The 25299-nt window shown below is 61.5% G+C and carries 25 protein-coding genes; 22 read left to right on the top strand and 3 right to left on the bottom strand.

Features of this window, described 5'->3' with window-relative positions:
- Nucleotides 1-269: 269 nt before the first annotated feature.
- The 14 genes from rem (at nt 270) to ACTJKM_RS02195 (ending at nt 11293) form a co-directional block, all read left to right on the top strand.
- Nucleotides 270-941, top strand: coding sequence for a transcriptional activator Rem (rem, locus tag ACTJKM_RS02260; protein WP_057251062.1), 672 nt, complete (start codon nt 270-272; stop codon nt 939-941).
- A gap of 91 nt (nt 942-1032) precedes the next feature.
- Nucleotides 1033-2265 carry a flagellar hook protein FlgE gene (locus tag ACTJKM_RS02255; protein WP_058325389.1) on the top strand — a complete coding sequence of 411 codons (1233 nt, stop codon included), beginning with the start codon at nt 1033-1035 and terminating at the stop codon, nt 2263-2265.
- A gap of 23 nt (nt 2266-2288) precedes the next feature.
- Entirely contained in the window at nt 2289-3737 is a 1449-nt protein-coding gene (gene flgK / locus ACTJKM_RS02250; RefSeq protein ID WP_058325390.1) for a flagellar hook-associated protein FlgK, read from the top strand.
- Between the two features lie 2 nt (nt 3738-3739).
- Nucleotides 3740-4798 carry a flagellar hook-associated family protein gene (locus ACTJKM_RS02245; RefSeq protein ID WP_057251057.1) on the top strand — a complete coding sequence of 353 codons (1059 nt, stop codon included), beginning with the start codon at nt 3740-3742 and terminating at the stop codon, nt 4796-4798.
- A gap of 34 nt (nt 4799-4832) precedes the next feature.
- Nucleotides 4833-5180, top strand: coding sequence for a flagellar biosynthesis regulator FlaF (gene flaF / locus ACTJKM_RS02240; protein WP_034800744.1), 348 nt, complete (start codon nt 4833-4835; stop codon nt 5178-5180).
- Entirely contained in the window at nt 5177-5626 is a 450-nt protein-coding gene (gene flbT, locus ACTJKM_RS02235; protein WP_025425943.1) for a flagellar biosynthesis repressor FlbT, read from the top strand. Before flaF ends, flbT begins: the two co-directional genes overlap by 4 nt.
- Nucleotides 5617-6027 (top strand): flagellar hook assembly protein FlgD, encoded by a 411-nt coding sequence (gene flgD / locus ACTJKM_RS02230; RefSeq protein ID WP_057251055.1) that lies wholly within the window; start codon nt 5617-5619, stop codon nt 6025-6027. The genes flbT and flgD overlap by 10 nt, the downstream gene beginning before the upstream one ends.
- A 7-nt stretch (nt 6028-6034) precedes the next feature.
- The gene (fliQ, locus tag ACTJKM_RS02225) at nt 6035-6301 is read left to right on the top strand and encodes a flagellar biosynthesis protein FliQ (protein ID WP_043624946.1); all 267 of its coding nucleotides are present in this window, start codon (nt 6035-6037) and stop codon (nt 6299-6301) included.
- Between the two features lie 133 nt (nt 6302-6434).
- Nucleotides 6435-8522, top strand: coding sequence for a flagellar biosynthesis protein FlhA (flhA, locus tag ACTJKM_RS02220; protein WP_440659892.1), 2088 nt, complete (start codon nt 6435-6437; stop codon nt 8520-8522).
- A complete protein-coding gene (gene fliR, locus ACTJKM_RS02215; RefSeq protein ID WP_440659891.1) occupies nt 8519-9271 on the top strand; it encodes a flagellar biosynthetic protein FliR in 753 nt (250 codons plus the stop codon). The genes flhA and fliR overlap by 4 nt, the downstream gene beginning before the upstream one ends.
- Nucleotides 9272-9275: 4 nt before the next feature.
- Nucleotides 9276-9689, top strand: coding sequence for a hypothetical protein (locus ACTJKM_RS02210; protein ID WP_057251049.1), 414 nt, complete (start codon nt 9276-9278; stop codon nt 9687-9689).
- 103 nt (nt 9690-9792) lie between these two features.
- Entirely contained in the window at nt 9793-10344 is a 552-nt protein-coding gene (locus ACTJKM_RS02205; protein WP_057251047.1) for a rod-binding protein, read from the top strand.
- A gap of 14 nt (nt 10345-10358) precedes the next feature.
- The gene (locus ACTJKM_RS02200) at nt 10359-10727 is read left to right on the top strand and encodes a hypothetical protein (RefSeq protein WP_058320491.1); all 369 of its coding nucleotides are present in this window, start codon (nt 10359-10361) and stop codon (nt 10725-10727) included.
- Nucleotides 10727-11293 (top strand): hypothetical protein, encoded by a 567-nt coding sequence (locus tag ACTJKM_RS02195; protein ID WP_058325392.1) that lies wholly within the window; start codon nt 10727-10729, stop codon nt 11291-11293. Before ACTJKM_RS02200 ends, ACTJKM_RS02195 begins: the two co-directional genes overlap by 1 nt.
- Before the next feature lie 128 nt (nt 11294-11421).
- On the opposite strand, the gene ACTJKM_RS02190 is transcribed toward ACTJKM_RS02195, so the two are convergent.
- The gene (locus ACTJKM_RS02190) at nt 11422-12411 is read right to left on the bottom strand and encodes a glycosyltransferase family 2 protein (protein WP_058325601.1); all 990 of its coding nucleotides are present in this window, start codon (nt 12409-12411) and stop codon (nt 11422-11424) included.
- A 155-nt stretch (nt 12412-12566) separates the two neighbouring features.
- On the opposite strand from ACTJKM_RS02190, the gene ACTJKM_RS02185 reads away from it, so the two are divergent.
- The 3 genes from ACTJKM_RS02185 to ACTJKM_RS02175 are packed head-to-tail and all read left to right on the top strand — an operon-like array spanning nt 12567 to nt 15507.
- Complete coding sequence (locus tag ACTJKM_RS02185) at nt 12567-13805, top strand: glycosyltransferase family 4 protein (RefSeq protein WP_058325393.1); 1239 nt, start codon at nt 12567-12569, stop codon at nt 13803-13805.
- Entirely contained in the window at nt 13802-14617 is an 816-nt protein-coding gene (locus ACTJKM_RS02180; protein ID WP_244495602.1) for a WecB/TagA/CpsF family glycosyltransferase, read from the top strand. The genes ACTJKM_RS02185 and ACTJKM_RS02180 overlap by 4 nt, the downstream gene beginning before the upstream one ends.
- Entirely contained in the window at nt 14614-15507 is an 894-nt protein-coding gene (locus ACTJKM_RS02175; RefSeq protein ID WP_306341281.1) for a DUF6492 family protein, read from the top strand. The genes ACTJKM_RS02180 and ACTJKM_RS02175 overlap by 4 nt, the downstream gene beginning before the upstream one ends.
- Before the next feature lie 14 nt (nt 15508-15521).
- Here ACTJKM_RS02175 and ACTJKM_RS02170 read toward each other — a convergent pair whose 3' ends face one another.
- Nucleotides 15522-16787 carry a lipopolysaccharide biosynthesis protein gene (locus ACTJKM_RS02170; protein WP_440659890.1) on the bottom strand — a complete coding sequence of 422 codons (1266 nt, stop codon included), beginning with the start codon at nt 16785-16787 and terminating at the stop codon, nt 15522-15524.
- A 266-nt stretch (nt 16788-17053) separates the two neighbouring features.
- On the opposite strand from ACTJKM_RS02170, the gene ACTJKM_RS02165 reads away from it, so the two are divergent.
- Nucleotides 17054-19063: a GumC family protein gene (locus ACTJKM_RS02165; protein ID WP_058325395.1), complete on the top strand. Its 2010-nt coding sequence runs from the start codon at nt 17054-17056 to the stop codon at nt 19061-19063.
- Between the two features lie 252 nt (nt 19064-19315).
- On the top strand, nt 19316-20215 hold the full coding sequence (gene folD / locus ACTJKM_RS02160; protein WP_057251036.1) for a bifunctional methylenetetrahydrofolate dehydrogenase/methenyltetrahydrofolate cyclohydrolase FolD: 900 nt from the start codon (nt 19316-19318) through the stop codon (nt 20213-20215).
- 48 nt (nt 20216-20263) lie between these two features.
- Here folD and ACTJKM_RS02155 read toward each other — a convergent pair whose 3' ends face one another.
- On the bottom strand, nt 20264-21295 hold the full coding sequence (locus tag ACTJKM_RS02155) for a LacI family DNA-binding transcriptional regulator (protein WP_057251034.1): 1032 nt from the start codon (nt 21293-21295) through the stop codon (nt 20264-20266).
- 292 nt (nt 21296-21587) lie between these two features.
- On the opposite strand from ACTJKM_RS02155, the gene ACTJKM_RS02150 reads away from it, so the two are divergent.
- The 3 genes from ACTJKM_RS02150 (at nt 21588) to ACTJKM_RS02140 (ending at nt 25299) form a co-directional block, all read left to right on the top strand.
- Nucleotides 21588-22946 carry an ABC transporter substrate-binding protein gene (locus ACTJKM_RS02150; RefSeq protein WP_057251032.1) on the top strand — a complete coding sequence of 453 codons (1359 nt, stop codon included), beginning with the start codon at nt 21588-21590 and terminating at the stop codon, nt 22944-22946.
- A gap of 192 nt (nt 22947-23138) precedes the next feature.
- Entirely contained in the window at nt 23139-24152 is a 1014-nt protein-coding gene (locus ACTJKM_RS02145) for a carbohydrate ABC transporter permease (RefSeq protein WP_093231965.1), read from the top strand.
- A 1-nt stretch (nt 24153) separates the two neighbouring features.
- On the top strand, nt 24154-25299 hold the full coding sequence (locus ACTJKM_RS02140) for a carbohydrate ABC transporter permease (protein WP_093231966.1): 1146 nt from the start codon (nt 24154-24156) through the stop codon (nt 25297-25299).

Raw genomic sequence — 25299 nt, 5'->3', positions numbered from 1 at the left:
CAACCCATAATTGCATTTTTGAAGGCGTTGCCGCATTGTGGCGACAATGCGTGGACAATGTGACGGCAAGCGGATTTGTCGCAGTCCGTTAACTTTTCCACATTATTTTAGTGCCGATGTTAACGGGGTGCCACTAGATATAGATCAAATCGGCGAAACATGGTTAATCAATTATTAATTCCACCCAGTAACTTCCTCTAGTTGTTCATGAATCCTTCGATTCGTACCTCTCGATCAGTGCGGAGCCATACTGATTCGGAGGCGGGCGAATGATCGTAGTGGTTGATGAAAGAGAGCTTGTGAAGGACGGCTATACGTCGCTCTTCGGGCGTGAAGGAATTCCCTCGACGGGCTTCGACCCCAGGGAGTTTGGCGAGTGGGTAAACGCGGCGGCTGATTCGGATATCGATGCCGTCGAGGCCTTCCTGATCGGTCAGGGCGACGCCACCTTCGCACTGCCTCGTGCCATCCGCGACCGGTCGATGGCGCCCGTCATCGCCGTCAGCGACACCCCCTCTCTCGAAAATACGCTTGCGCTCTTTGATTGTGGCGTCGACGACGTCGTGCGCAAGCCGGTTCACCCCCGCGAAATCCTCGCCCGCGTCGCCGCAATCCGCCGCCGCCTGAAGGCGATTACCAACTTCACCGACATCGGTCCGATCCGCGTCTTTGCCGATGGCCGTGATCCGGAGATCAACGGCGACGTCTTCGCACTGCCGCGTCGCGAACGGCGGATTCTCGAATATTTGGTCGCGAACCGCGGCCGCCGCGTATCCAAGTCGCAGATCTTCAACGCGATCTACGGGATCTTCGACGAGGACGTCGAAGAAAACGTCGTCGAGAGCCACATCAGCAAGCTGCGCAAGAAACTGCGCAAGAAGCTCGGCTTCGACCCGATCGATTCCAAGCGCTTCCTTGGCTACTGCATCGACTGGAACTGAGCGCCACGCGGTTGAGCGGGCGCCGAACCAAGACAGGTTCACGCAAGGCCCGCTTCCTAGTGTCGCCGTAACAAGGAAATGAGGATCCGATATGAGTCTCTATGGCAGCATGAGAACGGGCGTGTCCGGTATGAACGCCCAGTCCAACCGTCTCGGCACGGTCGCCGAAAACATCGCGAACGCGAACACGACGGGCTACAAGCGCGCCTCAACCGAGTTCTCGTCGATGATCCTGCCTTCTGGCGGCGGCAACTACAATTCCGGCGGCGTCGAGACCCAGGTGCGCTACAGCATCTCGCAGCAGGGCGGCACGAGCTACACGACGTCGGCAAGTGACTTGGCCATCAACGGCGGCGGCTTCTTCATCGTCCAGGGCAATGGCGGCCAGAATTTCCTGACGCGTGCCGGCTCCTTCGTCCCCGACAAGGACGGTAACCTCGTCAACACCGCCGGCTTCACGCTGATGGGTTACGAATACAAGGCCGGCGCTGATCCGACGGTCGTCGTCAACGGCTTTGACGGCTTGACGCAGGTCAAGCTCAAGGACGAAGGCCTGGTGGCCTCCGGTTCGACCAAGGGCGCGATGGAAGCCAACCTGCCGTCGGGTGCAGCGATCGGCGACGAAAAGCCGACCTCGCTCGTCGTCTATGACAGCCAGGGCAACACCCGTATCCTCGATTTCGTCTACAAGAAAACCAACGTCAATGAGTGGTCGCTGGAGATCCGCGACCGGGCGACTTACTCGGCCGGCCCGCCGATCACCGGTGTGATCGGCTCTCAGGTCATGACTTTCGACGCGGCCGGCAAGCGCACCGGCGCGGTCCCTGCCACACTGACGACGACGGCTATCAACAACCTGCCGGGTACCGGCGCCAATCTCGGCGCGCTGACGATCGACACCACTAAGACCACGCAGCTCGGCGGTGACTTCACCAGCACCGGCGGCGGCATCGACGGCAGCAAGCCGAGCAAGATGTCGGGCTTCGAGATCGACAAGGAAGGCATCGTCTACGTCAAGTACGGCGACGGCAACCTCGTTCCGAAGTATCGCATCGCGCTGGCGACCGTGCAGAGCCCGGACAAGCTGCAGCCGGAATCGGGCAACGTCTATTCGCAGGGCACCGATTCCGGCGTCATCGTCACCGGTTTTGCCGGCTCCGGGGCATTCGGCAACATCCAGTCCAAGGCGCTTGAAAACTCCAACGTCGACATCGCCAACGAACTGACCTCGATGATCGAGGCGCAGCGCAACTACACGGCAAACTCCAAGGTGTTCCAGACCGCCTCGGACCTGCTTGACGTGCTGGTCAACCTGAAACGGTAATTGAAAGAGATACGGTCCGCGTCATGTCGCTGTCCTCCGCAATATCCATCGCACAGCAGGCCTTCAGCAATACGGCGCAGCAGACCGCGACCGTGTCGAAGAACATCGCGAATGCGGGCAATGCGGATTATTCGCGTCGTCTCGCTCTCTTGGGCAGCACGCCGAACGGGGCGCAGGTCGTATCCATTTACCGGGCCCAGAACGAGGCGCTGCTCAAGCAGAGCATCGCCAGCATCGGCGAAGCCTCGGGCCAGGCCCGGCTTCGCGACGGGCTGGAACTGCTGAAGTCGGCGCTCGGCGGCAACAACTATGAAACGGCGCCGTCGAAGCTGCTCTCGGACTTCCGCAACAGCCTGCAGACCTTGGCCGCGACGCCGGGAAACAAGACGATCGCGGCGACGGCGGTCTCCGATGCGCAGGATCTCGCCGACTCGCTCAACAAAACCTCCACCACGGTGCAGGACCTGCGCAAGGATGCCGACAAGGAAATCGCCCTTGAGGTCGAGAAGCTGAACGGCTTGCTGGCGGATTTCGAGAAGGCCAACAACGCCGTCAAGTCGGCGACGGCCCTAGGCGGTGATGCCAGCGACGCGCTCGACCAGCGCGACAAGATCCTGAAGCAGGTTTCGGAGATCATCGGCATCTCCACCGTCACGCGCGGCAACAGCGATACGGTGATCTTCACCACCGACGGCACGGTGCTCTTCGAGAACATTCCGCGTCAGGTCACTTTCGCTCCTACCACCACATTCGACGCCACCGTCACAGGAAACAAGATTTTCGTCGATGGCGTGCCGATCGCAGCCGGAACCGGCGCGGACACGACAGCCAAGGGCAAGCTCGCGAGCCTGGTGCAGCTGCGCGACGATATCGCGCCGAAGTTCCAATCGCAGCTGGACGAGATCGCGCGCGGTCTGGTGGAGCTTTTCAAGGAAGGCAACCCGCCGGCTATCGCGTATCAGCCCGGCTTGTTCACCTGGGGAAGTGCTGGCGTTCCGCCAACGGGCACCGTCGTCCCCGGCATGGCGTCCAAGATCACCGTCAACGCCTTGGCCAAAGCGAACCCGTTGCTGCTGCGAGACGGCGGCTTCAATGGCGTGGTGTCGAACCCGGGCGGTGCGGCCAATCCGAGCCCCGGCTATACCGCGCTGCTCGACGGCTTCATCAACAAGATGGGCGAGAACATGTCGTTCGCCCCGTCGACGGGCCTCGATAGCAATAGCAGCCTTTTGAACTTTGCGACCGGCTCGGTCGGCTGGCTCGAGCAGACACGCAAGACGGCCTCGACCGCGGACGACAACAAGCAGGCAATGCTTGCGCGCACCCAGGAAGCACTCAGCAAGCAGACGGGCGTCAGCATCGACGAAGAACTGTCGCTGCTGCTCGATCTCGAACAATCCTACAAAGCATCGGCCAAGCTGGTCAGTACCGTGGATGCCATGATGGCAGCCCTTATGGAAGCCGTGAGGTAATCATGAAGACGTCCTACGTTTCTAATCTGGCGATCCAGAGCGCAATGCGCCTGACGATCCAGCAGAATCAGTCGGAGCTGCTCAAACTCACCCAGGAGCAGACCACCGGCCGCCACTATGACGTTGGCCTGGCGCTTGGTGCGACGGCGTCGCGTTCACTCAACCTTCAGCGCGAGCTGGACCGGCTGAACTCGATGAAGAGCACGAACTCGGTCGTGACCCAGCGTCTCTCCGGTTCGCAGGGCGCGCTCGAGACCATGGCGAAGGCGGCGGAAAAAGTGCGCGACACGCTCGTCACCTACAAGGGCAACGATGCTGCCAGCCAGTTGAAGATCCAGAAGACCGAGATCATGGGCGCGCTGCAGACCTTTACCGCTGCGGCCAACACTTCTTTCAATGGCGAGTTCCTGTTTTCGGGCATCAACACGGATGCCAAGCCGGTTGCCGACTACGACACGACACCGCCGTCGGCCGCCAAGACTGCTTTCGACAATGCACTCTCGACCTTCATGGCTGCGCAGGTTCCGCCGCTGACCGGCATGAACCAGTTCTCCGTCACGCAAATGCAGGACTTCATCAAGAACACCGTCGAACCGATGTTCACCGGACCTGGCTGGGATGCCAACTGGTCCGACGCTTCGAACCAGAACATGACGAGCCGGATCAGCACCAGCGAAGTCATCGAGAGCTCGACCAACGCCAATACCAAGGGTTTCCGGATGTTCGCGGTGGCAAGCGTGATCGCCGCTGAACTGATGGACAAGAACGTAACGCCCGAGGTGCGCTCGGCCATTGGCGTCGCAGCCCTCGACTACGCGGAACAGGGGATTGCCGGCCTCAACGCGGAGCGCAGCTCGCTCGGTATCTCTGAAGCGCGCGTCAAGAAGGCGAATACCTCCATCGAAGCGCAGCTCAAGCTCGTCAACACGCATGTCGCCGACATCGAGGGCGTCGATCCGATCGAGACATCGACCCGGATCAACACGCTAAAGGTGCAGTTGGAAACGTCCTATACACTAACGTCACGACTACAGCAGATGAGCTTGCTCAATTTCCTCTAGTATGGGGAACCGGACAAACATGAAGGATGTCTGAATGTATCAGTTTTCCTATGCCGAGATCATGGAGGACGGCGTCGCCGACTCCAAAAATCGAGAACGGCAGGTACTCGATCGCTCGATCGCGCTCATGGAAGCAGCGAAACAGCAGAAAGGGTATTCGAGAGAGGCCATCGAGGCCATCTACTTCACCCGGCGCCTGTGGATCCGCTTCATCGAGGATCTGCGCGCTCCGGAAAACCAGCTCAACGAAGAGCTGCGCGCCAATCTGATTTCGATCGCCATCTGGATACTCAACGAGACAGAGAAGATCCGCAAACGCGAATCCTCCAACTTCCAGGGCATAATTGACATTACCACCATCATCAGGGATGGACTGAAATGAAGAGCACACTGCGTATTTCGCTGAAGTCGGGCGAACGGATTTTTGTTAACGGTGCGGTGCTTCGCGTTGACCGCAAGGTCGCAGTCGAATTTCTGAACGACGTGACCTTCCTGCTCGAAAACCACGTGCTGCAGCCGGAAGACGCGACGACGCCGCTGAAGCAGCTCTACTTCATCGCGCAGATGATCCTCATCAATCCGGAAGGTGCGGAACAGTCGACCGCCATGTTCCGCAAGTCGGTCGTCATGCTGCTCAATTGCTTCAAGAACGAAGAGATTCTTGCCGAACTGAAGCGCGTCGACGGTCTCGTCACCAACGGCCGCGCATTCGAGGCGCTGAAAGCGATCCGTGGCCTCTACGCGATCGAAGACCGCATTCTCAACACGCAGGAAATCACGCCGGCGACGGTCGAGCAGATTCGCAAGGAGATCGCACCGTGGCGGTAAGCGGCGTCAACAACAACAGCTACACCCCGATCGTTTCCGGCCAGGATTCGGGCGGCGACGCGGCCAAGGCATCGCTCAACTACGAGAGCTTCCTGAAGCTGCTGGTCGCCCAGATGAAAAACCAGGATCCGACGCAACCTATGGATGCGACCCAGCAGATCGCCCAGCTCGCGACCTTTTCGCAGGTGGAACAGACGATCAAGACCAACAAGAACCTCGAGAGCCTCCTCCAGCGCACGTCGCTGAGCGAAGCCGATGCCGTGATCGGACGCACCGTCACCAGCGAGGACGGCAAGACCACTGGCGTGGTTAAGGAAGTGAAACTATACTCTGACGGAATCATTGCGGTGCTGGATAGCGGCAAGGAGCTTGTTATCGGCCCGGGCGTCAAGGTGAAGTGAACCATCCATGAATGAGGCGGATGCCCTCGATATCGTACAGGCCGCGATCTGGACCGTGATCGTGGCCTCGGGGCCCGCCGTACTCGCCGCGATGATCGTCGGCGTCGTCATCGCCTTCATTCAGGCGCTGACGCAGGTTCAGGAAATGACGCTGACCTTCGTGCCGAAGATTCTTGCGGTCATGATCACGGTTGCCGTTTCTGCGCCCTTCATCGGCGCCCAGATCTCCATTTTCACCGACATCATCTTTTCGCGCATCCAATCCGGTTTCTGATCCGCTCGCAGTGCGGGGCGATCTGCACGTGCGGCCGTGAAACCCTCGCGCAAGCTTGGGCCGCTATTTCCATCTCTAAAGTGGGGCAGCGCGTGTGAATGCTGCCTTGTTCTCATGATGAGACGGAAGAGACATGGCACAACAAGCAGCGCTGATCATCCCGAAAGTCGCACCGAAGGGCCGCGACGTCGGCTTTGCGCTCGGCATCGTGATGATCCTGTCGATCCTCTTCCTGCCCATTCCACCGTTCCTGATCGACATGGGGCTGGCGTTTTCGATCGCCTTTTCGGTTCTGATCCTGATGGTCTCGCTGTGGATCCAGCGCCCGCTCGAGTTCTCCTCATTCCCGACGATTCTGCTGATCTCGACCATGGTGCGTCTGGCGCTGAACATCGCCACGACCCGCGTCATCCTTTCGCATGGCCATGAAGGTCATGGTGCTGCCGGTGGCGTCATTTCGGGCTTTGCCAGCCTCGTCATGTCCGGCGATTTCGTCATCGGTCTGATCGTCTTCCTGATCCTGATCACCGTGAACTTCATCGTCATCACCAAGGGTGCGACGCGTATCGCCGAAGTTGGCGCGCGCTTCACCCTCGATGCGATCCCAGGCAAGCAGATGTCGATCGACGCCGACCTCTCGGCCGGCCTGATCGACGAAAAGGAGGCCCAGCGCCGCCGCCGCGAACTCGAAGAGGAAAGCTCCTTCTACGGCTCGATGGACGGTGCCTCGAAATTCGTGCGCGGCGATGCGATCGCCGGCCTCATCATCACCGCGATCAACATCTTCGGCGGCATCATTATCGGCTATCTCCGCCACGGCATGCCGATCGGAGAAGCGGCCGACGTCTTCGTCAAGCTCTCGGTCGGCGACGGTCTCGTCTCGCAGATCCCGGCGCTGATCGTCTCGCTCGCCGCCGGCCTGCTCGTGTCGCGCGGTGGTACTTCGGGTTCGACCGATCAGGCCGTCGTCGGCCAGCTCGGTGGCTATCCGAAGGCGCTGATGGTCGCCTCCGGTCTGATCATTCTCCTGGCGGTCGTCCCCGGCCTGCCGTTCCTACCCTTCGCCGTTCTCGGCGGCGGCATGGCGTTTCTGAGCTGGCTCGTGCCGCGCCAGATCGAAGCGGCCAATGCGGCCCGCCGCGCCGAGGAGGCCGCCAAGGTCCAGCAGACCAGGGAAGGCGAGGCGGATTCCGTCAAATCGGTGCTGAAGACCGCCGAGATCGAGCTTCTCCTCGGCAAACAGGTCTCGACGCGCCTGCTCGGCGCCCACCAGGAACTGGCCTTCCGCGTCGGTAAGATGCGCCGCAAATTCGCCGGGCAATACGGCCTCGTCATTCCCGAAATCAAGGTGTCCGACGACATCAGCATTCCGGACAAGGCCTATCATATCCGTATCCACGGTACGACGATCGCCTCGAACACTGTGCGTGTCGGCGAAGTGCTGGTGGTGACAGGCGGCGGCCGCCGGCCGAGCGTGCCGGGCGACGAGATCCGCGAACCCGCCTTCGGCATGCCGGCGGTTTCTATCCTCGAAACCTTCACCGAAGACCTGAAGCGCGAAGGCTTCCACCCGATCGATAACGTCTCGGTAGTGCTGACGCATTTGAGCGAGGTCATTCGCAACAACCTGCCGCACCTGCTTTCCTACAAGGACGTGAAGGTGCTGATCGAACGGCTCGATCCGGAATACCGCAAGCTTGCCGACGAAATTTGCACCTCGCACATGTCCTATTCCGGCCTGCAGGCCGTGTTGAAGCTGCTGCTTGCTGAGCGCGTCTCGATCCGCAACCTGCACCTGATCCTCGAAGCGGTTGCCGAACTTGCGCCGCATGTGCGCAAGACCGAACAGATCGTCGAGCACGTGCGCGTGCGCATGTCGCAGCAGCTTTGCGGCGACCTCGCCGACAATGGCGTCCTGCGCGTGCTGCGGCTCGGCAACAAGTGGGACATGGTCTTCCACCAGGCACTGAAGCGCGACGCCAAGGGCGAAGTCGTCGAGTTCGACATCGACCCGCGCCATCTGGAAGAATTCAGCGAACAGGCGACCAAAGTTATCCGTGAACATCTCGATCGCGGCATGCCCTTCGTACTGGTAAGTTCGCCCGAATCCCGCTCTTATGTTCGCATGATCATCGAGCGTCTCTTTGCCACTTTGCCCGTGCTCTCGCATGTCGAGCTTGCCAAGGGCCTCGAGATCAAGATCATCGGCTCAGTTTCATGATCACCGACCCGGAGGGCTCGGTGCTTGCGCTGTTCGCGGCCTTTTGCCGGATCGGTGGTTGCATCATGATCATGCCCGGGTTTTCTTCTGCCCGCGTTCCAATGCAGGTCCGGCTGTTCATCGCGGTCGCGGTGTCCATGGCGATCCTGCCGGTCATGTGGACGGACATCTATCCTGAGGTGACCGGCAAGGGGCATACCTACATCTACCTGATCGCCGCCGAGACGGCCGTCGGCGTGGTCATGGGGCTCGTCGCCCGCTACTATGTGCTCGGGCTGCAGTTCGCCGGCGCGGCGATCACCATGTTGATGGGCTTCAGCTCCCCGCCCTCGTCGGATGTGATTGAAGACACGCCGGAAAACCAATTGACCAGCCTCATCAGCTTCGCCGGGTTGATGGTGCTCTTCATGCTCGATTTCCATCACGTGATGATCGAGGCGATCGTGCAATCCTATCGCGCCATGCCGATCGGTACCGCCTTCGATCCGCAGGGCGTGCTGATCACGCTCACGGACTCGCTGGCGCAGACCTTCATGATCATGCTGAGGCTCGCGAGCCCCTTCGTCGTCTACGGCCTGCTTTTCAACGTAGCGATCGGCATGGTCAACAAGCTCGCCCCGCAGATCCCGATCTACTTCATTTCGCAGCCCTATCTGATCATGGGCGGCATGTTCCTGCTCTATCTCGGCATCGCCGCAATGCTGCGCCTGTTCGGCGACGGTTTCGCGCCGGTCATGCAGGGAGGATAGCCAGATGAAGACCCGTTCGCAGAAGCTCAAGCGCCTGGTTGCCGTCCAGCGCCATCTCGAGCAGATGGCCGAGGCCGACTATGTCGAGATGGTGCGCCAACGCGAGGCCTTGGCAGAGACGATCGACGTGGTCGTCGATGCCATGGGTTCGGCCCATCCGATGCATCGCATGTTCTCCGGCCACTATTCCTCGCAGGTAGGGCGCCTGGTGCAGAAGGACCAGATGTTGCTCGGCATCCAGCAGACGCATGAAGTGCGGATGCTGAGGGAGCGGGCAAAGGCCGACCGGCTCGAGGAAAACATGAAGGAAGCGCGCCAGTCCGAGGAGCGCGAGGAAGCCGACAACTCCATCTATGACCTGATCGATCAACACGTAACCGGGCAGGCGCCAGCTTCCGGTAAGGTTGACGGGCGATAGTACGCCATCCGGGGATGCTCCGACGGTGGAGCGATGCCGGTCCGACTATTGCCTTTGTGCGTCGCCCTTGGTCGATGCAGGCTCGATTTTGAGAGGATTCGTCATGGCCATCTCTCCGCCCAGCGATCTGGTGATGGATGTCGTGCGCGCCGCCGACCCGACCGAGGTGCAGGAAGCGCAGGCGCGGCTGAAGGCCAATCGTGCGGCTTTCAAGGCGACGAGCCTCGCGGAAAACGGCAACGGTTTCACCGCCGCCGTCAACATCCTCAATTCTTCCGACGGCTCGACCGGGCTCGGCGACATCAACAACCGCGTCGAGCAGAAGAAGATCCCTGAAACCTATCGAAAGTTCGAGGCCATGGTGCTGCAGAACTTCGTGAAGTCGATGTTGCCGACCGACAGCGAGAACGTGTTCGGTAAAGGGAACGCAGGCGATATCTGGAAGAGCATGATGGCCGAGCAGATCGGCGACGTCATCTCGAAGAGCGGCGGCATCGGCATCGCCGATCAGCTGGCGAGCGGCAGCGCGACCGATCGGGTCCAGGCCTCGCTCGATGGCAACAGCCGAAACCTCGCCGCAAGCCTCGTGCAGGAATATGAGCGCAAGACGCTGACCGGCTTTACGCCTGAAGACGACAAGAACAAGCAAGCTTAATTGGGAGTTGATTCATGGAAGCTGTGGCATCCAATGACGTCCGGATCCAGAACGTGCTCGGGCGACTGGAAATGATCCTCGACAACGAGAACAGCCGCATCGGTCTCGACCCGGAATTCGACATCAAGACGTCGAACGCGCACAAGAGTCGTTGCCTCTACGAACTGACAATGTTGCATCGCGACATGTTGCCGGGAGAGACGTCGTCGACCTTCTCCTCGCATGCTCGTCACCTGCGTGACAAGCTGGCGATCAACTCGCAGAAGGTGGAAGCGCATCTCGAAGCGGTGCGCTCCGTCGTCGATCTCCTGAAGACGGCTGCACAGGATGCCGATGCGGACGGCATCTATTCCGAAGCGCAGTTCCGCTATAGCGATTTCTGATGCTCAAGCTCATTCTCACCGGGGTCTGGGTCTGCGCGGTCACGCTCGGATCGGTCTATTTTTCGATGCAAAGCGCTTCGGCGCCCGTCGTCACGGACGGCGAGGCCGCTCGTCGCGCGTCGGAGCAATATGTTCCCGGTGAGATGATCACCATTCCGGTGATCAAGGAAGGCTCGGTCCAGGGCTATTTCCTCACGAAGCTTTCCTTCTCTGCGACCAAGGAGGGGATCAACAATCTCCGTGCTCCGCTCCGGCAGATGGTCACCGACGTGCTTTACGATCTGCTCGTCGGCTCGAAATTCATCGATGTTGCCGATACCGGCACCTTCGATCTGCCAACCTTCAAGACCACGGTGAAGGATGGCCTGAACAAGAAGCTCGGCGAAGAGGTGATCACCGAGGTGCTCGTCGAACAGCTCGAATACCTCACCAAGGACGACGTCAAGCGCGTTGCCAACAGCCAGAACGTGCCGCGGCAGAAGCCGGTTCCGATCGTCGACAAGAATGGCCATGTCGCCAGCGACAAGCTGCCGGAAGGCGCGGTCAAGGCAAGCAGCTCGCATTGACCGGAGAAACGCGAGCGCTTTGTCCGCTCGCTTTCCGACCTCGACCATTTCATTTTTGACGTCGGGGAATTCCGGGCGGAGGCCGCTGCAGGCTTTTCGTGGAAGCGCTCCTGCGAGCGCGACTGCCGTCAGTTTTTCTCCGGCGTGCGGTACTGTTCGTTGACGAGGCCAAATTCGGCCATCAACCGGCCGATCGCCACATAGAAATGATAGAGCCCGGCGCTTGCCAGCCCGCTCTTGCTCCAGAGTTCGATGCCGCGCGGGATCGAAGCGCCGAGCAGCGCCAGCGATTTGCCGAAGGTCCGCATCCGCCCGCCGAAACTTGGGTCGCGTCGATGCTCGAGCATCGTCGAGATCGCGCCATTGCGCAGGCTGCGCGCCCGGATCCAGGATGCGCTCGTGCGGCGCGCCGGCACGGTTTCGGCGACCCAGGCATCCGCCGCCCAGGCGAAGCAGAAGCCCTGTTCCTTGCTGCGGCTGTAGAAATCCGCATCGCCGCCGCCGATGAAATTGAATGCCGGGTCCAGGAACGGCCGCGGCATCATGTCGAGCACCGGCCGGGTAACAAGCACGTTGCCGGAGGAATAGAGGATCGGCACCGGTCCGGTCGTGTCATAGTGGGGCGTGAAAACCGGGTGGCGCTTCCACTTCTGCCCGCCGTCGCCCTCGAAGACCGGGAGCTGCGGCCCGCCGACCATGTCGGCGCCCGTCGTTTCCTGTACCGTGATGAGGCAATCGAGCCACTCGGGTGCCGCGACCTCGTCGTCATCGATGATCGCGATCGCCTTGAGGTTCGGATAGGTTTCGAGCGCCATCGACCAGCCGGCATTGTACGCATGGCAGTTGCCACGCTGATGCGCGACGATGACGATCGATTCGGAGGGATGGCCCAGGAAAAAGTCCTTGGCGGCCTGAGCGCCGGCCAATCCTTCATCGTCGTTCTCCACGACGACCGTGGCGAAGGAGACATCAGGCCTCTGGGAAACAATGGTTTTCAGCGACTTGACGACGTGTTCGGGCCGGCGAAACGTCGGCAGCACGACGACGAGTTCGATGTCGCCGGCGTCCTCCAGCTCTGTCCGGAAGTAGACGGAAATGTCCTGGCCGGTCGACGTCATGGCGAAACCTGTGCAAGCAAAATTGATGTGCAATACAACAAATCTTCCTAAACAGATGCTGAACCCGGACGGCAGATTTTGAAAGGGGGCTTTAAGCGCTCTTTCACCCCATGCTGTTAAAGAAGTGCCCAGCTCCATTCATGACGTGTGGCAAAATGCATCTTGTCCTGGTTTCCTCGCTCGTTCCCGTCGCCAATCCGGCGTCCGGCTTCGACATCGCCAACCGGGCCGTGCTCGACGGCCTTCGTGCGCTCGGTCACCGGGTCAGCGTCATCGGTTTTCTCCAGCCGGGACAAATACCCGCGCTCGATTGCGAGATGCACCTCCTCGGCGAGCTCGAGGTAACCAATGCCAAGGTCGGCACGCTTCGGAAACTGCGCTGGCTCGCGACCGCCTTCCTCAACCGCACGTCGGTTTCATCCGGCAAGATGCTTACGGTATCGGCAAACCGGATCCAGTCGATCCTCGACAGCCTCGCCCCATTCGATGGGTTGGTGCTCAATTCGGTGCAATTGCCGGCCGCGTTCGCGCAGGTCTTCCGACCCTATCCGTCGGTCTATGTCGCCCACAATGTCGAGGCGGATTCCGCCTTCGAGAGTGCCGAGCGGGCAAAGGGCACCATCGAGCGCTTTCTCTTCCGGCGCGAAGCGCAATATCTCGAACACTACGAGCAGCACCTGGCGCACAATGCCGTCGCCGTCTGGACTTTTGCCGAGGCAGATCGTTTCGGTTTCGGCCGTGCCGTCAGTGAGCGTGCCTTCGTTCTGCCGCTGGTAACGGGTTGGGACGCGCCGGCGACCCCGAACGGCGAAGCTGATCAAGACCTCCAGCACGATCTCGGCCTGATCGGCACATGGAGCTGGCGACCGAACAGGCTGGGCCTCGACTGGTTCCTCGCCGAGGTCGTTCCGCATCTGCCGGAGGATATGACGATCGCGATCGCCGGGCAGATGGATGGCGTGCCGACGGTCTCCCATCCCGGTGTCCGCTTCGCAGGCAGGGTGCCGGACGCGCGCGCCTTCGTCACCGAAAGCGCGGTCGTCCCGCTCATCAGCCGTGGCGGCACCGGCGTGCAACTGAAGAGCCTCGAGACCTTCGAGCTCGGCATGCCCTGCGTCGCGACGCAGGCATCGTTGCGTGGCATCGATGCTATCCCCGACAATTGCTCCGCGGCCGATGATCCCGCGGAATTCGCGCGCCTCTTGGTCGACAAGGTTGCCAAGGTGCGGGCCGGCGATCGTCAGCGTCTTGACGGCTCGGTCTTCCACCGTGCCCAGAAAGTGCGGCTGATGCGGGTGATGCGCAATGTGCTGGCGGGCCTTGCGCCTGCGAGCGCTGCGGACGGGCCGTCGCTGCCGCCGGACTTGACGATTCATGAAGGGGGACGATCGTGACGAAAATCGTTGCCACAAAGAACGTTTCTCTATCGCGGCGTCTGATCCTCGGAATGCCGGTCGTCGATCTCGGCTGGACGAAGGCTTTCGCCTTTGCTGCAGAAGCGCTTTCGCGGCCAGGCGGACAAACGGTCCTTGCCTTCCTCAATGCCAACAATGCCAACCTGATGATGCGCGACGGAGAATACCGTGCGGCGCTGGCGCGCCAGGTTGTCTTTCCGGATGGGCACGGCGTCGATATCGCTTCCTATCTTTTTTACGGCCGCATGTTTCCTGCCAATCTGAATGGCACGGACTTCGTGCCGTCGCTGCTGACCTATATCGAAAGACCGCTGCGCATCGCCATGATCGGCGCCAGGCCGAAGGTGCTCGCGCGCGCCGCCGAGAATTTCCAGGCGCACGCACCGTGGCACGAGTTTCTGCCGGTTTCCGATGGTTTCTTCGACCGGGAACGGTCCCGGGAGATTCTCGCTGAAGTCCGTGCGTTGAAGGCCGATATCCTTTTGGTCGCGATGGGCAGTCCGGGCCAGGAGAAATGGGTCGATGCCCATGTCGGCCCCCAGGACGCCCGGCTGGTCATTTCCGTCGGCGCGCTCTTCGACTTCGTCGCGGAGGAGTTTCCGCGGGCGCCAAAATTCCTGCGCCGGCTGCGGCTGGAGTGGTTCTTCCGTCTGGCGATGGAACCGCGGCGCATGTGGCGCCGCTACGTTCTCGGAAACCCGCTTTTCCTGTGCCATGTCCTCTGGCACAAACTGTCTGGACGCTCGCGCGAAACGATCGCCGACACCAACCTTCGAACGGGGACATCGTGAACGGTCCGACCATGCGCACTGCGGTTGTCACAGCGTCCTATGCGAACGATTTCGAGCGTTGCCGGCTCATGTGCGAAAGCATGGACCGCAAGCTTCAGGGCGATTGGAAGCACTATCTGCTGGTCGCCGATTTTGACGTGACGCTCTTTCGGCAACTCGAAGGCGCGCGGCGGGTGGTCGTCAGCGAGGGCGATCTTTTGCCCTGGTGGCTGCATCCGGTTACGGATCCACTATCCGCCGGTCGCAGGAAGGTATGGCTCAGTCCCTTCGGTTTGCCGTTGCGTGGCTGGCATGCGCAGCAGCTTCGTCGCCTGGCGCTCGCGCGGCATATCGACGAGGCGGCGATGTTTGCGGTCGACTCCGACGTCGTGTTCCTGCGTGCCTTCGATCCCGCCAGCCTCTGGCAGGCGGACCGGCTGACGCTCTACCGCAAGGATGGCGCGATCGACGCGCATATGCGCTCCAACCATCTCGAATGGCTCGCCCATTCCGATCGCCTTCTCGGCATCGGCCCCTGTAACCTGCCGGCCAATGACTACATCAACACGCTGATCGCCTGGCGCACGGACACGTGCCGGAAGCTGCTCGACCACATCGAGGCGCAGCACGGCCGCAATTGGGTTCGGGCGATCACGCGGACCCGCGCCTTCTCCGAATGCACGATCTATGGCCGCTTCGTCGACGAGGTACTCGGCGGGGAGGGGCATGTGCCCTCCGATGCCGCGCTCTGTCACGTGCTCTGGTTCGAGGACAGCTACCGGCAGGACCTCTCCGGCCTCAGGGACTTCCTGAAGGATATGGAGCCGCACCAGATCGGCATCGGCGTTCAATCCTTCGTCGGGCACGACCTCGATGACATCCGCAGGGCGGTGGTCGAACTCGCCGCCTGAGGGTTCGACCGGCGTCAGATGACGCGTTCAGCCGGCTTCCGGAGCGCCGTGTAAGTCGGGACGAAGGAGAGGGCGTAGAGCGCGAAGAAGATCGCGTTGAGCGACGGCGCCCAGGCGGTAACATCTGTCGTTGTCCGCAGCAACAGCACCAGCAGAGCCACCTTGACCACGCCGGCGATCAGCAGGTTGAGCATGCGCCGCACCGTCCGGCCCGTCGCATAGAGCAGTTCGGAGTGATACTCGATCAGGTTGCGGAACGAGGGAACGAGAAGGATCATCGCGATGATCGGAGCAGCGGCCGATACGTTGCGGCCGAGGCCGTTCGGGAAGATCCAGAGATAGAGAGCCATGGCCGCCATGGCTGCAAGCGAAGCCAGCGCCACCAGGAGTTCGATCGACAACCTGATCCGCCAGCGCGCGATCGCCTCGGGCGTACGCATGATGCGCTGGACGAGCAGGGTGTTGAACGACCGCACCGGAAGCGCCGTCAGGTCTGCAAGCCGCATCAGGATGGCATAAAGGCCGGAAACCGCCGGACCGCCGATGGCAAGCACGGCGATCTTGTCGAATTCCGACTGAATGTAGAACAGCACCTCGGCACCGGCGACGGAGACGGAATCGGACCAGCGCCGGAAATAGAGCCTGGGCTTCCAGCGCAGCCGGACGCGAGGGTAGAACCACAAAAGCGCCACGACGAGGCCAAGTGCATTCGCAGCCAGGTAGAAATAGGACCAGGCTTCAAGCGTCTTCCAGGATAGGAAAGTGAAGAGCAAGGCAGCACCGGTGCGGATCGCCGTACCGATCACCACGAGCAGCGCCCCGCGCCCGAAACGGCCAAGGCCATTCAGCACGATGACCGCAGTTTCCAGTCCGCGCCAGCAGATGATTTCCGCCAGCATGAAGGCAGAAAAGGCGCTCGCCGTCATGTCCCGGGAAAAAAGGGCGAGGAAGGTGAGGGCGCAGATAATCGCGATCAGCGGCAGCGAGAGCACCGCACCCACCAGGAAGCCGGCGCTGTAGGTCCCGACCAGCAGGGGCTTTACGGTGGCGACCCGGTAGAGCGGCGACATGAAGCCGAAGGCAAGCACGCGCGAGATCATGATGCCGGCCGCTGACGCCGTGGCAAAGAGACCAAAATCGGCGATGACAAGCGTGTTCGCGACGGCGATGAAGTAGACGAGCGACAGCACAAGCCGCCCGGCCGAACCTCCGGTCATGGAGAGGTAGGCGTGGATCAGCGCCTGGTGGCGGAGATAAAGCGCTTTGACGCGATGAGGCACGGCCGACGTTCCAATAGCGCGTCTCCCGGCACGGCCGTTGGAAGCGCTCTATCTCTTTGTTTATGCTGAGTTCCGAGCGCAAGGCGCGTGTCGCATTTGCTGGAACTGCTTTGCTGCCTTCCGTCATAGGCGGGAAAGCTTAATAAGGCGTGAGATCGACCCGTTTGCGTGCGCCGATCCACAGAAATTAACCATTTGTTTTCCATGTTTCCTTAGGTTGGCTTCACTATTCGGAATTCGCCGTCTCGGCAGCCGCGGGATCAGTCATGTTCAACATCGACGACGAGAAACGCCCGGTTCCGCGTGCATCGTTGCTCGATTTCGTAGCCGAGGACACGCGCGGTTCCGCGCGCGCGCAAAAGCCCCGTGCGGTCGGCGCTTCCGCGGCCAATTCTCCTCTGCTCAATCGCCTGTCCGCAGCCGAAGGCCAGTCCGGCCAGTCCGGCGCTCGGGAGGCGACCCGTTCCGCGGCGCAAGCGACTATCGGCGAGAAAGCCTCGAAGGGAGCGAGTGGAGCGGCCAAGCATCGTACCGCCCTGAGCGGCATGGGCGACAGGCTGGTACAATGGTTGGCCGATAGCCGGGACGATGCCCAGGCGGCAGCCGCGCCCGCCACCGACGCACCCGGTGACCGTCCTCTCGTCGACATCAAGACCGTCCTGCGCTCCGTCTGGCAACTGCGCAAGATCATTATTGCGACGACTACGCTCGGTGCTGTGGGCGGCATACTGCTCGCACTTTCCACACCCAGCGTCTACGTCTCCGAAAGCAAGCTCTACATCGATCCGCGCGAGGTGCGGCTGACGGATTCCGATCTGTCAAAACAATCGCTGGCGACCGAAGGCATTCTCGCGCTCGTCGACAGCCAGCTTGAAGTGCTGCGCTCGCGCACCGTCATGGAGAAGGTTGCAACCGGCCTCGACCTCGAGAAGGATCCGGAATTCGCAGGCAAAGCTGGCGGCGACGCGTCCGCCCGCATGCTGAAGAAGCTGAGCGAGGCCATCCAGGTTTGGCGCGACCCGAAGACCTTCATCGTCACGGTCGAGGCGCAGACGCGCGACCCGGAGAAATCTGCGCTCATCACCAACCGGCTGGTCGAAACTTTTCTCGGTGAAGAAACCGCAGCGCAATCCGGCTTCTTCCAGAAAACAACGGTGGCGCTCGACGTCCGCATCAAGGAATTGAAGGCCGAGCTCGATGCGGCCGAGAAGGCGGTCGAGGACTATAAGGCGAGCTACGACATCGTCGGCGCCGGCGGCGAGCTGATCGCTGACAAGCAGCTCCTGAGCCTCAGCGACCAGGTGGCCGCCGCCCGCAACCGCATCGCCGAAGCAAAAGCGAAAGCGGAAGCCTCCGGCAAGGTGCAGCTGAACGATGTTTTGACCGGGGCCTATCCGGAGGAAATCAGCTCGCTGGCGCTGTCCGAACTGCGCAAGCAATTTGCCGCGACCAGGGCGCAATTGAGTGCGCTTGACGCGAGCCTCGGACCACGCCACCCGCAACGGATCGCCACCCAGCAGGCGCTGGAGGCCTCGCGCTCCGAAATCGGCAACGAACTGCGCCGCATTGCCGCCGCGGCCGGCACAGAGCTTGATCGCGCCCAGCGCACCGAGCAGGACCTGCTGCAGCAGCTTGCGGTGCAGAAGGCGCGGCAGATCCATTCTTCCTCCGAATTCGTCGAACTGCGTGAGCTGCAGCGGAAAGCCGCGGCCACCCGCGCAATTTACGAATCCTTCCTCAAGCGCGCCGGCGAAACGCGCGAAGAGGAAAAGCTGACGGCGAAGAACATCCGGGTGATCTCGAAGGCCGAGCCTGCGCTGCAGGCAAAAGGCCCCTCCCGCAAGATCATCGTGATTGCCGCCACCATGGCCGGATTCTTCGCCGGCTTCGGCCTCGGCGTTTTGCTGGGCATCTACCGCAGCATGCGCGGTTTGTTTGCCGGCCCTGGTGCAGAGCCGCAGCGCGATCAGGGTCCGGAACCACCGGAGCCGGAGGATGATCCCAAACCCCCGCAGCGCTCGCAGCCGCAGGCCGATCCCACTCCTGCCAAGTCCGATCTACCGCCGCCGTTCAGCCCTGCGGCGCATCATGCTCAATCGCTGACAGCCGCCTACGCCGCTGCGCGTCGTGGCGAAGCTGAAGGGGCTATGGTCCGGCGCACGCCACCATACGCGGAAGCGGAGAACGATACCGAAATCGCCAAGGTCCAGGAAGATCTTCGAGCGCTGAGAACCCGCGTCGAACACTACTCCCTTCAAAAGCTGGCACGCGGTTAAGCCATCGCCGACGGGTGGGCTCTATTCCCCGACTGTGCGACGTTGCGATCGCTCTCTCATGATTTTGAGCGAAGCCGTCTCTCCTCTCACCCGTGAAAGGAAATGCCGCGCGGTGGAACGAAACATCCGCCAACCTCGCCGCCGCCTCTTGCATTTATGCGTTTGGAACAGCATAGGGCGCTTTGAGGCCATCGCCTTTTCCCGGGCGAACTAGAGTGTGCCGCGTGAACAGGAAGCCAGGAGGAACATGCCGTGACGACTGTGATTGATGGCAAGAAAGTCGCCGCTTCGGTCATCGAGACTGTGAAGGCCGCGACCAAGGCGCTCGAGACGGATGCCGGTGTTCGCGCAGGCCTTGCCGTCGTGATCGTCGGCGACGATCCGGCAAGCCACGCCTATGTTTCCTCGAAGAGCAAGATGGCCAAGGAGTGCGGCTTCCTGTCGATCCAGCACACCCTGTCGGAGGCAACCACGCAGGAAGAACTCGCCGCGCTGGTTGCGGAGCTCAATGCGGATCCCTCCATTCACGGCATCCTCGTGCAGCTGCCGTTGCCGAAGCACCTGAACTCCGAGCCGATCATCCAGTCGATCCTTCCGGAAAAGGACGTCGACGGCCTGCATATCGTCAATGCCGGCAAGCTCGCGACGGGCGATCTCGAAGGCGGTCTCGTCTCCTGCACGCCGGCCGGCGCCATGGTGTTCGTGCGCCAGACACACGGCGATGACCTCTCGGGGCTGAACGCTGTCGTCATCGGCCGTTCGAACCTCTTCGGCAAGCCGATGTCGGCGCTGTTGCTCGCCGCCAATGCGACCGTGACGACGGCGCATTCGCGCACCAAGGACCTGGCCGCCGTCTGCCGCAATGCGGATATCCTCGTTGCCGCCGTTGGCCGCCCAGAGATGGTGAAGGCTGACTGGGTCAAGCCCGGCGCGACGGTGATCGACGTTGGCATCAACCGCGTGCCGGCGCCGGAAAAGGGCGAGGGGAAATCCAAGCTGGTTGGCGACGTCGCCTTTGCCGAGGCCGCCGAGGTCGCAAGCGTGATTACCCCAGTGCCGGGCGGCGTCGGCCCGATGACCATCGCCATGCTGATGGCCAACACCGTGATTGCCGCTCACCGCAAAGCGGGCCGCAGGCCGCCGCGCTTCTAATTCCTGCTCACATCGAATGACGAGACGCGTCGCGATTGCGGCGCGTTTTCATTTTTGCGGAGCGGGCCCGGTCGAGGCGCGCACGATCAGTTCCGCGCGCCAGAGTTCCTGTTCCGGATAGTCGCCCCGTTTCAGGATGCCGCCGATCAGCCGTGTGGCAATCCGGGCTCCGGCCGCCCTGAGCGACGAGCGCGTCGTCGTCAGCGGAACGCTGAAATTCTCGGGCTTCAGCATCGGCAGCACGTCGTCATGGGCGATCAGCGAGATGTCCTCGCCGATTTTCAAGCCCGCCTGATTGATCGCCCGGACCGCGCCGAGCGCCAGCACCGTACTGGAGCAGAGCACCGCGGTCGGCGGCTGCGCATGCTGCAGGAAGCGCTGCATGCTGCGGTAGCCGTGCTCGTCGGTCATCAGCGAATGTTCGACCAGCGCCTCGTCGAGCGTGAGGCCGTGTTCGGTAAGCGCCCTGAGCATTCCCTTCTGGCGGCGGATGGAAAAAGTCAGATACTCCGGGCCATTGATCAGCGCGATCCGTTGATGCCCGAGTTGAATGAGAAGTCGCGCCGCATCGTAGAAGGCACTGGTGTTGTCGATGTCGAGGAAGGGGTAGTCGCGGCTTTCGCCGATCGAGCGCCCGTGGACGAGAAACGGGATCGACAGCGACTTCAGCATGGCGATGCGCGGGTCGTTGGCGCGCATATAGGCAAGGAACAGCGCATCGACATTGCCGCTGGCTGCCAGCCGCCGGAACGTCACTTCCTCGTCCTCCGGCGCACTCGGATTGAGCACGAAATGGAAGTCGTGCTTGACCGCTTCTTCCGCAAGCCCCGCCAGGAACTCGCCGAAGTGCACGTCGGAATCGATACCGGGCGCGATCGGCATGACCATGCCGATGGAGAAGGCTCTGCCGGTGGCCAGTCGCTGGGCGGCGCGGTTCGGCCTGTAGCCGGTCTCGCGCACGGCCTGCAGCACGCGCTGACGGGTCTCGGCATTCACTTCCGGATAGCCGTTCAATGCGCGGCTGACCGTCGTCTGGGACAGGCCGAGCAGTTCCGCAAGTTGCTTGAGATTGACCGCCATGGTCAGGATTCCTCCCAAAGCGCTTTGGATATCCGTATGATTTTTGGTGTTTGGTCCCAGCGCCTCGGGTTGGTGTAGCATCCGTTTTTCGAGCAACAAAGCGGAATTCAACCATTGCGCGGTGCAAAACGTTACCGCAAAGCACAAATTCGTCGCATTGAGGACAGGGATGGGAAATCTCTTGACTCCTCGCGTGTCGCAATGGTTTGTTAGCGAACTCAAAGCGCTTTGAATTTTCGCGCATCATCGTCTGCCCGGTGGGATCCGGGTTCATCTTTGGGAGGAGAAGAACGTGAAGAGATCATTGCTGTTGGGCGTGGCGGCGTTTGCCCTGTTGGCAGGTGCTGCCGGCGCCGCTGACCTCAAGTTCAAGCCGGGCGAGGATTCGAAGTTCAACTGGGCGAGCTTCGAGGAGTTCAAGAAGGGTCATGACCTCAAGGGCCAGACGCTGACGATCTTCGGCCCCTGGCGCGGTGAGGACGAGGCGCTGTTCAAGAGCGTCTATGCCTACTTCACCGAAGCGACGGGCGCCGAGATCAAATATTCGTCCTCGGAAAACTATGAGCAGCAGATCGTCATCGACACCCAGGCCGGCAGCCCGGCCGAAATCTCGGTCCTCCCGCAGCCGGGTCTGATCGGCGATCTCGCCTCCAAGGGTTACCTGACGCCGCTCGGCGACGACACCCAGAAGTGGCTGCTCGACAACTACGCCGCCGGCCAGTCCTGGGTCGATCTTTCGACCTACAAGGGCAAGGACGGCAATGCCGCGCTCTATGCATTTCCCTACAAGATCGACGTGAAGTCGCTCGTCTGGTACTCGCCCGAAAACTTCGAGGACGCCGGCTACGAAGTGCCGAAGACCATGGAAGAGCTGAAGGCGCTGACCGAGAAGATCGCCGCTGACGGCGGCAAGCCATGGTGCATCGGCCTCGGCTCGGGCGGCGCGACCGGCTGGCCGGCGACCGACTGGGTGGAAGACATGATGCTGCGCACCCAGCCGGCTGATGTCTACGACAAGTGGGTCAAGAACGAGATTCCCTTCACCGATCCGGCTGTCGTTGGGGCGATCGACGAGTTCGGCTGGTTTGCCAAGAACGACAAGTTCGTCGATGGCGGCGCTGCAGCCGTTGCCTCCACCGACTTCCGCGACAGCCCGAAGGGCCTCTTTGCCTCGCCGCCGAAGTGCTACCTGCACCACCAGGCGTCGTTCATTCCGTCCTTCTTCCCTGAGGGCACCAAGATCGGCGAGGACGCCGACTTCTTCTACATGCCGCCCTACGAGAGCAAGAAGGAGCTCGGCAATCCGGTGCTCGGCGCCGGTACGCTGGCGATGATCACCAAGGACACGCCGGCCGCGCGCGCCTTCATCGAATTCCTGAAGACGCCGATCGCCCATGAAGTCTGGATGGCGCAGACGAGCTTCCTCACGCCGTACAAGAGCGTCAACGTCGACACCTACGGCAACCCGCCGCTGAAGAAGCAGGGCGAGATCCTGCTCAACGCCACCACCTTCCGCTTCGACGGTTCCGACCTGATGCCGGGCAAGATCGGCGCGGGCGCGTTCTGGACCGGGATGGTCGATTTCGTCGGCGGCAAGTCGTCGGCAGATGTCGCGGATGGCGTGCAGAAGGCGTGGGACGCCATCAAGTAAGAACCGGATGACGGGTGGCGGCGATGCCGCCCGTTGCCGATCCGGGTTCGCTGCAGAGGCGGGCAGAGGAAAAGTGTATGCGGTTTTCCGCTCGCTTCCCGCCTTCGTCTATGAGAAGTGGCGCACCCCAATGAGAACGGCGACAATCGCCAGCCCTGCACGCGACCGTGCACCGAGGGGGAGGGACATGTCATGTTGTTTCAGCTTTTGAAGGCTGCAGGGTTCATGTTGGGCGGGGTCATCGGCTGCGCCGCCTATTTCTGGGGAACCAGTTTCATTCTCGACCTGATGTTCCCGTCGAAGGGAAAATCAGGTGCCGTCGCGTCAAGAAATCTGCGTATCACCAACGCCATCCGTCCGTGGTTGTTTCTGGGACCGGCGCTCCTTGCGCTGACAGTGTATCTTATCTATCCCGTCTTCATGTCGCTCTGGTACAGCGTCCATGATCGCGCCGGACAGAACTTCGTCGGCGTCAGCAACTATGCCTGGATGGTCAACGACGGTGAGTTCCGCCAGTCGATCTACAATAATTTCCTCTGGCTGCTGGTCGTTCCAGCGCTCGCGACCTTCTTCGGCCTGGTCATCGCAGCACTCACCGACCGCATCTGGTGGGGCAACATCGCCAAGACGCTGATCTTCATGCCGATGGCGATCTCGTTCGTCGGTGCCGCGGTCATCTGGAAGTTCATCTACGATTTCCGTCCCGAAGGCGCAGAGCAGATCGGCCTCCTGAACGCCATCGTCGTCGCCTTCGGCGGCGCGCCGCAGGCCTGGATCACGCTGCCCTTCTGGAACAATTTCTTCCTGATGGCGATCCTCGTCTGGATCCAGACGGGCTTTGCGATGGTCATCCTGTCCGCTGCCCTTCGCGGCATCCCTGAGGAAACGATCGAAGCCGCTGTCATCGACGGCGCCAATGGCTGGCAGATCTTCTTCAAGATCATGGTGCCGCAGATCTGGGGCACGATCGCCGTCGTCTGGACGACCATCACCATTCTCGTGCTGAAGGTCTTCGACATCGTGCTGGCGATGACCAACGGCCAATGGCAGAGCCAGGTGCTCGCCAACCTCATGTTCGACTGGATGTTCCGCGGGGGCGGCGACTTTGGCCGCGGTGCGGCGATCGCCGTCGTCATCATGATCCTCGTCATTCCGATCATGGTCTGGAACATCCGCAATGCGGCCAAGGAAATGAAGGGGCACTGAGATGAATCCAGCGACACGCTCACCCCTCATGTGGGTCGTCCACCTCTCGGTCCTTTTGATCGTCGCGCTCTGGACGTTGCCGACCGCCGGCCTGTTGATCTCGTCTCTGCGCGACAAGGATCAGCTCGCCGTTTCCGGCTGGTGGACCGCACTTTCGACCTCGTCGCAGAACACCGTCGTCCGTGCGCCAGGCCCAGAAAGCCAGGTCGAGCGCGAAGGCAAGTTCGTGATCTCCGGCAACCTGCTCGAAGGTCAGCCGGGCCAAATCTCCGCCTTCGGCTTTAACAGCCGCGAGCCGACTGCGTTCAAGGCCGGCGAAACCGCCGAACTCAACGACGGCGAAAAGCTGACCGTTCAGGCCGACGGCAATTTCGAGATCGTTTCCGACAAGAAGATGGAGGGTTCGCGCGGCCAGCGCGTCTTCGTCACCGCGTCTTCGCCGCCGCGCTTTACCTTCGACAACTATGTCGAGGTGTTAAGCGCTGAGGGCATCGGCCGCTCCTTCATCAATTCGCTCACGGTTGCCGTACCCGCGACGATCATCCCGATCATGATCGCGGCCTTCGCCGCCTATGCGCTTGCCTGGATGCCGTTCCCCGGCCGGGCGATCCTGATCGCCGTGGTCGTCGGTCTTCTCGTCGTGCCGCTGCAGATGTCGCTGATCCCGCTGCTGAAGCTCTACAACGGCGTTGGCACGATCCTGGGCGTGCCGGCCAAGACCTATGTCGGCATCTGGCTGGCCCATACCGGGTTCGGCCTGCCGCTGGCGATCTATCTGCTTCGCAACTACATGGCCGGCCTGCCGCGCGAAATCATGGAATCCGCCCGCGTCGACGGTGCCAGCGATTTCGATATCTTCGTCAAGATCATTCTGCCGCTGTCCTTCCCGGCGCTCGCCTCCTTCGCGATCTTCCAGTTCCTGTGGACCTGGAACGACCTGCTGGTGGCGATCGTGTTCCTGGGCGCAGGCCCCGATGAACTGGTTCTGACCGGCCGGCTCGTCAACCTGCTGGGCTCGCGCGGCGGCAACTGGGAAATCCTGACGGCTTCCGCCTTCATTACCATCATCGTTCCGCTGATCGTCTTCTTCAGCTTGCAGCGCTATCTCGTGCGCGGTCTGCTGGCGGGCTCGGTCAAGGGCGGCTGA

The organism is Ensifer sp. 22460 (assembly GCF_052044935.1).
Lineage (GTDB): Bacteria > Pseudomonadota > Alphaproteobacteria > Rhizobiales > Rhizobiaceae > Ensifer.
This window is presented reverse-complemented; position numbering and strand designations above follow the sequence as displayed.

Excerpts from the sequence above, each read along its gene's own strand:
- rem (WP_057251062.1), top strand. The coding sequence starts at position 270 with ATGATCGTAGTGGTTGATGAAAGAGAGCTTGTGAAGGACGGCTATACG.
- ACTJKM_RS02255 (WP_058325389.1), top strand. The coding sequence starts at position 1,033 with ATGAGTCTCTATGGCAGCATGAGAACGGGCGTGTCCGGTATGAACGCC.
- flgK (WP_058325390.1), top strand. The coding sequence starts at position 2,289 with ATGTCGCTGTCCTCCGCAATATCCATCGCACAGCAGGCCTTCAGCAAT.
- ACTJKM_RS02245 (WP_057251057.1), top strand. The coding sequence starts at position 3,740 with ATGAAGACGTCCTACGTTTCTAATCTGGCGATCCAGAGCGCAATGCGC.
- flaF (WP_034800744.1), top strand. The coding sequence starts at position 4,833 with ATGTATCAGTTTTCCTATGCCGAGATCATGGAGGACGGCGTCGCCGAC.
- flbT (WP_025425943.1), top strand. The coding sequence starts at position 5,177 with ATGAAGAGCACACTGCGTATTTCGCTGAAGTCGGGCGAACGGATTTTT.
- fliQ (WP_043624946.1), top strand. The coding sequence starts at position 6,035 with ATGAATGAGGCGGATGCCCTCGATATCGTACAGGCCGCGATCTGGACC.
- flhA (WP_440659892.1), top strand. The coding sequence starts at position 6,435 with ATGGCACAACAAGCAGCGCTGATCATCCCGAAAGTCGCACCGAAGGGC.
- fliR (WP_440659891.1), top strand. The coding sequence starts at position 8,519 with ATGATCACCGACCCGGAGGGCTCGGTGCTTGCGCTGTTCGCGGCCTTT.
- ACTJKM_RS02210 (WP_057251049.1), top strand. The coding sequence starts at position 9,276 with ATGAAGACCCGTTCGCAGAAGCTCAAGCGCCTGGTTGCCGTCCAGCGC.
- ACTJKM_RS02205 (WP_057251047.1), top strand. The coding sequence starts at position 9,793 with ATGGCCATCTCTCCGCCCAGCGATCTGGTGATGGATGTCGTGCGCGCC.
- ACTJKM_RS02200 (WP_058320491.1), top strand. The coding sequence starts at position 10,359 with ATGGAAGCTGTGGCATCCAATGACGTCCGGATCCAGAACGTGCTCGGG.
- ACTJKM_RS02195 (WP_058325392.1), top strand. The coding sequence starts at position 10,727 with ATGCTCAAGCTCATTCTCACCGGGGTCTGGGTCTGCGCGGTCACGCTC.
- ACTJKM_RS02190 (WP_058325601.1), bottom strand. The coding sequence starts at position 12,411 with ATGACGTCGACCGGCCAGGACATTTCCGTCTACTTCCGGACAGAGCTG.
- ACTJKM_RS02185 (WP_058325393.1), top strand. The coding sequence starts at position 12,567 with ATGCATCTTGTCCTGGTTTCCTCGCTCGTTCCCGTCGCCAATCCGGCG.
- ACTJKM_RS02165 (WP_058325395.1), top strand. The coding sequence starts at position 17,054 with ATGTTCAACATCGACGACGAGAAACGCCCGGTTCCGCGTGCATCGTTG.
- ACTJKM_RS02155 (WP_057251034.1), bottom strand. The coding sequence starts at position 21,295 with ATGGCGGTCAATCTCAAGCAACTTGCGGAACTGCTCGGCCTGTCCCAG.
- ACTJKM_RS02145 (WP_093231965.1), top strand. The coding sequence starts at position 23,139 with ATGTTGTTTCAGCTTTTGAAGGCTGCAGGGTTCATGTTGGGCGGGGTC.
- ACTJKM_RS02140 (WP_093231966.1), top strand. The coding sequence starts at position 24,154 with ATGAATCCAGCGACACGCTCACCCCTCATGTGGGTCGTCCACCTCTCG.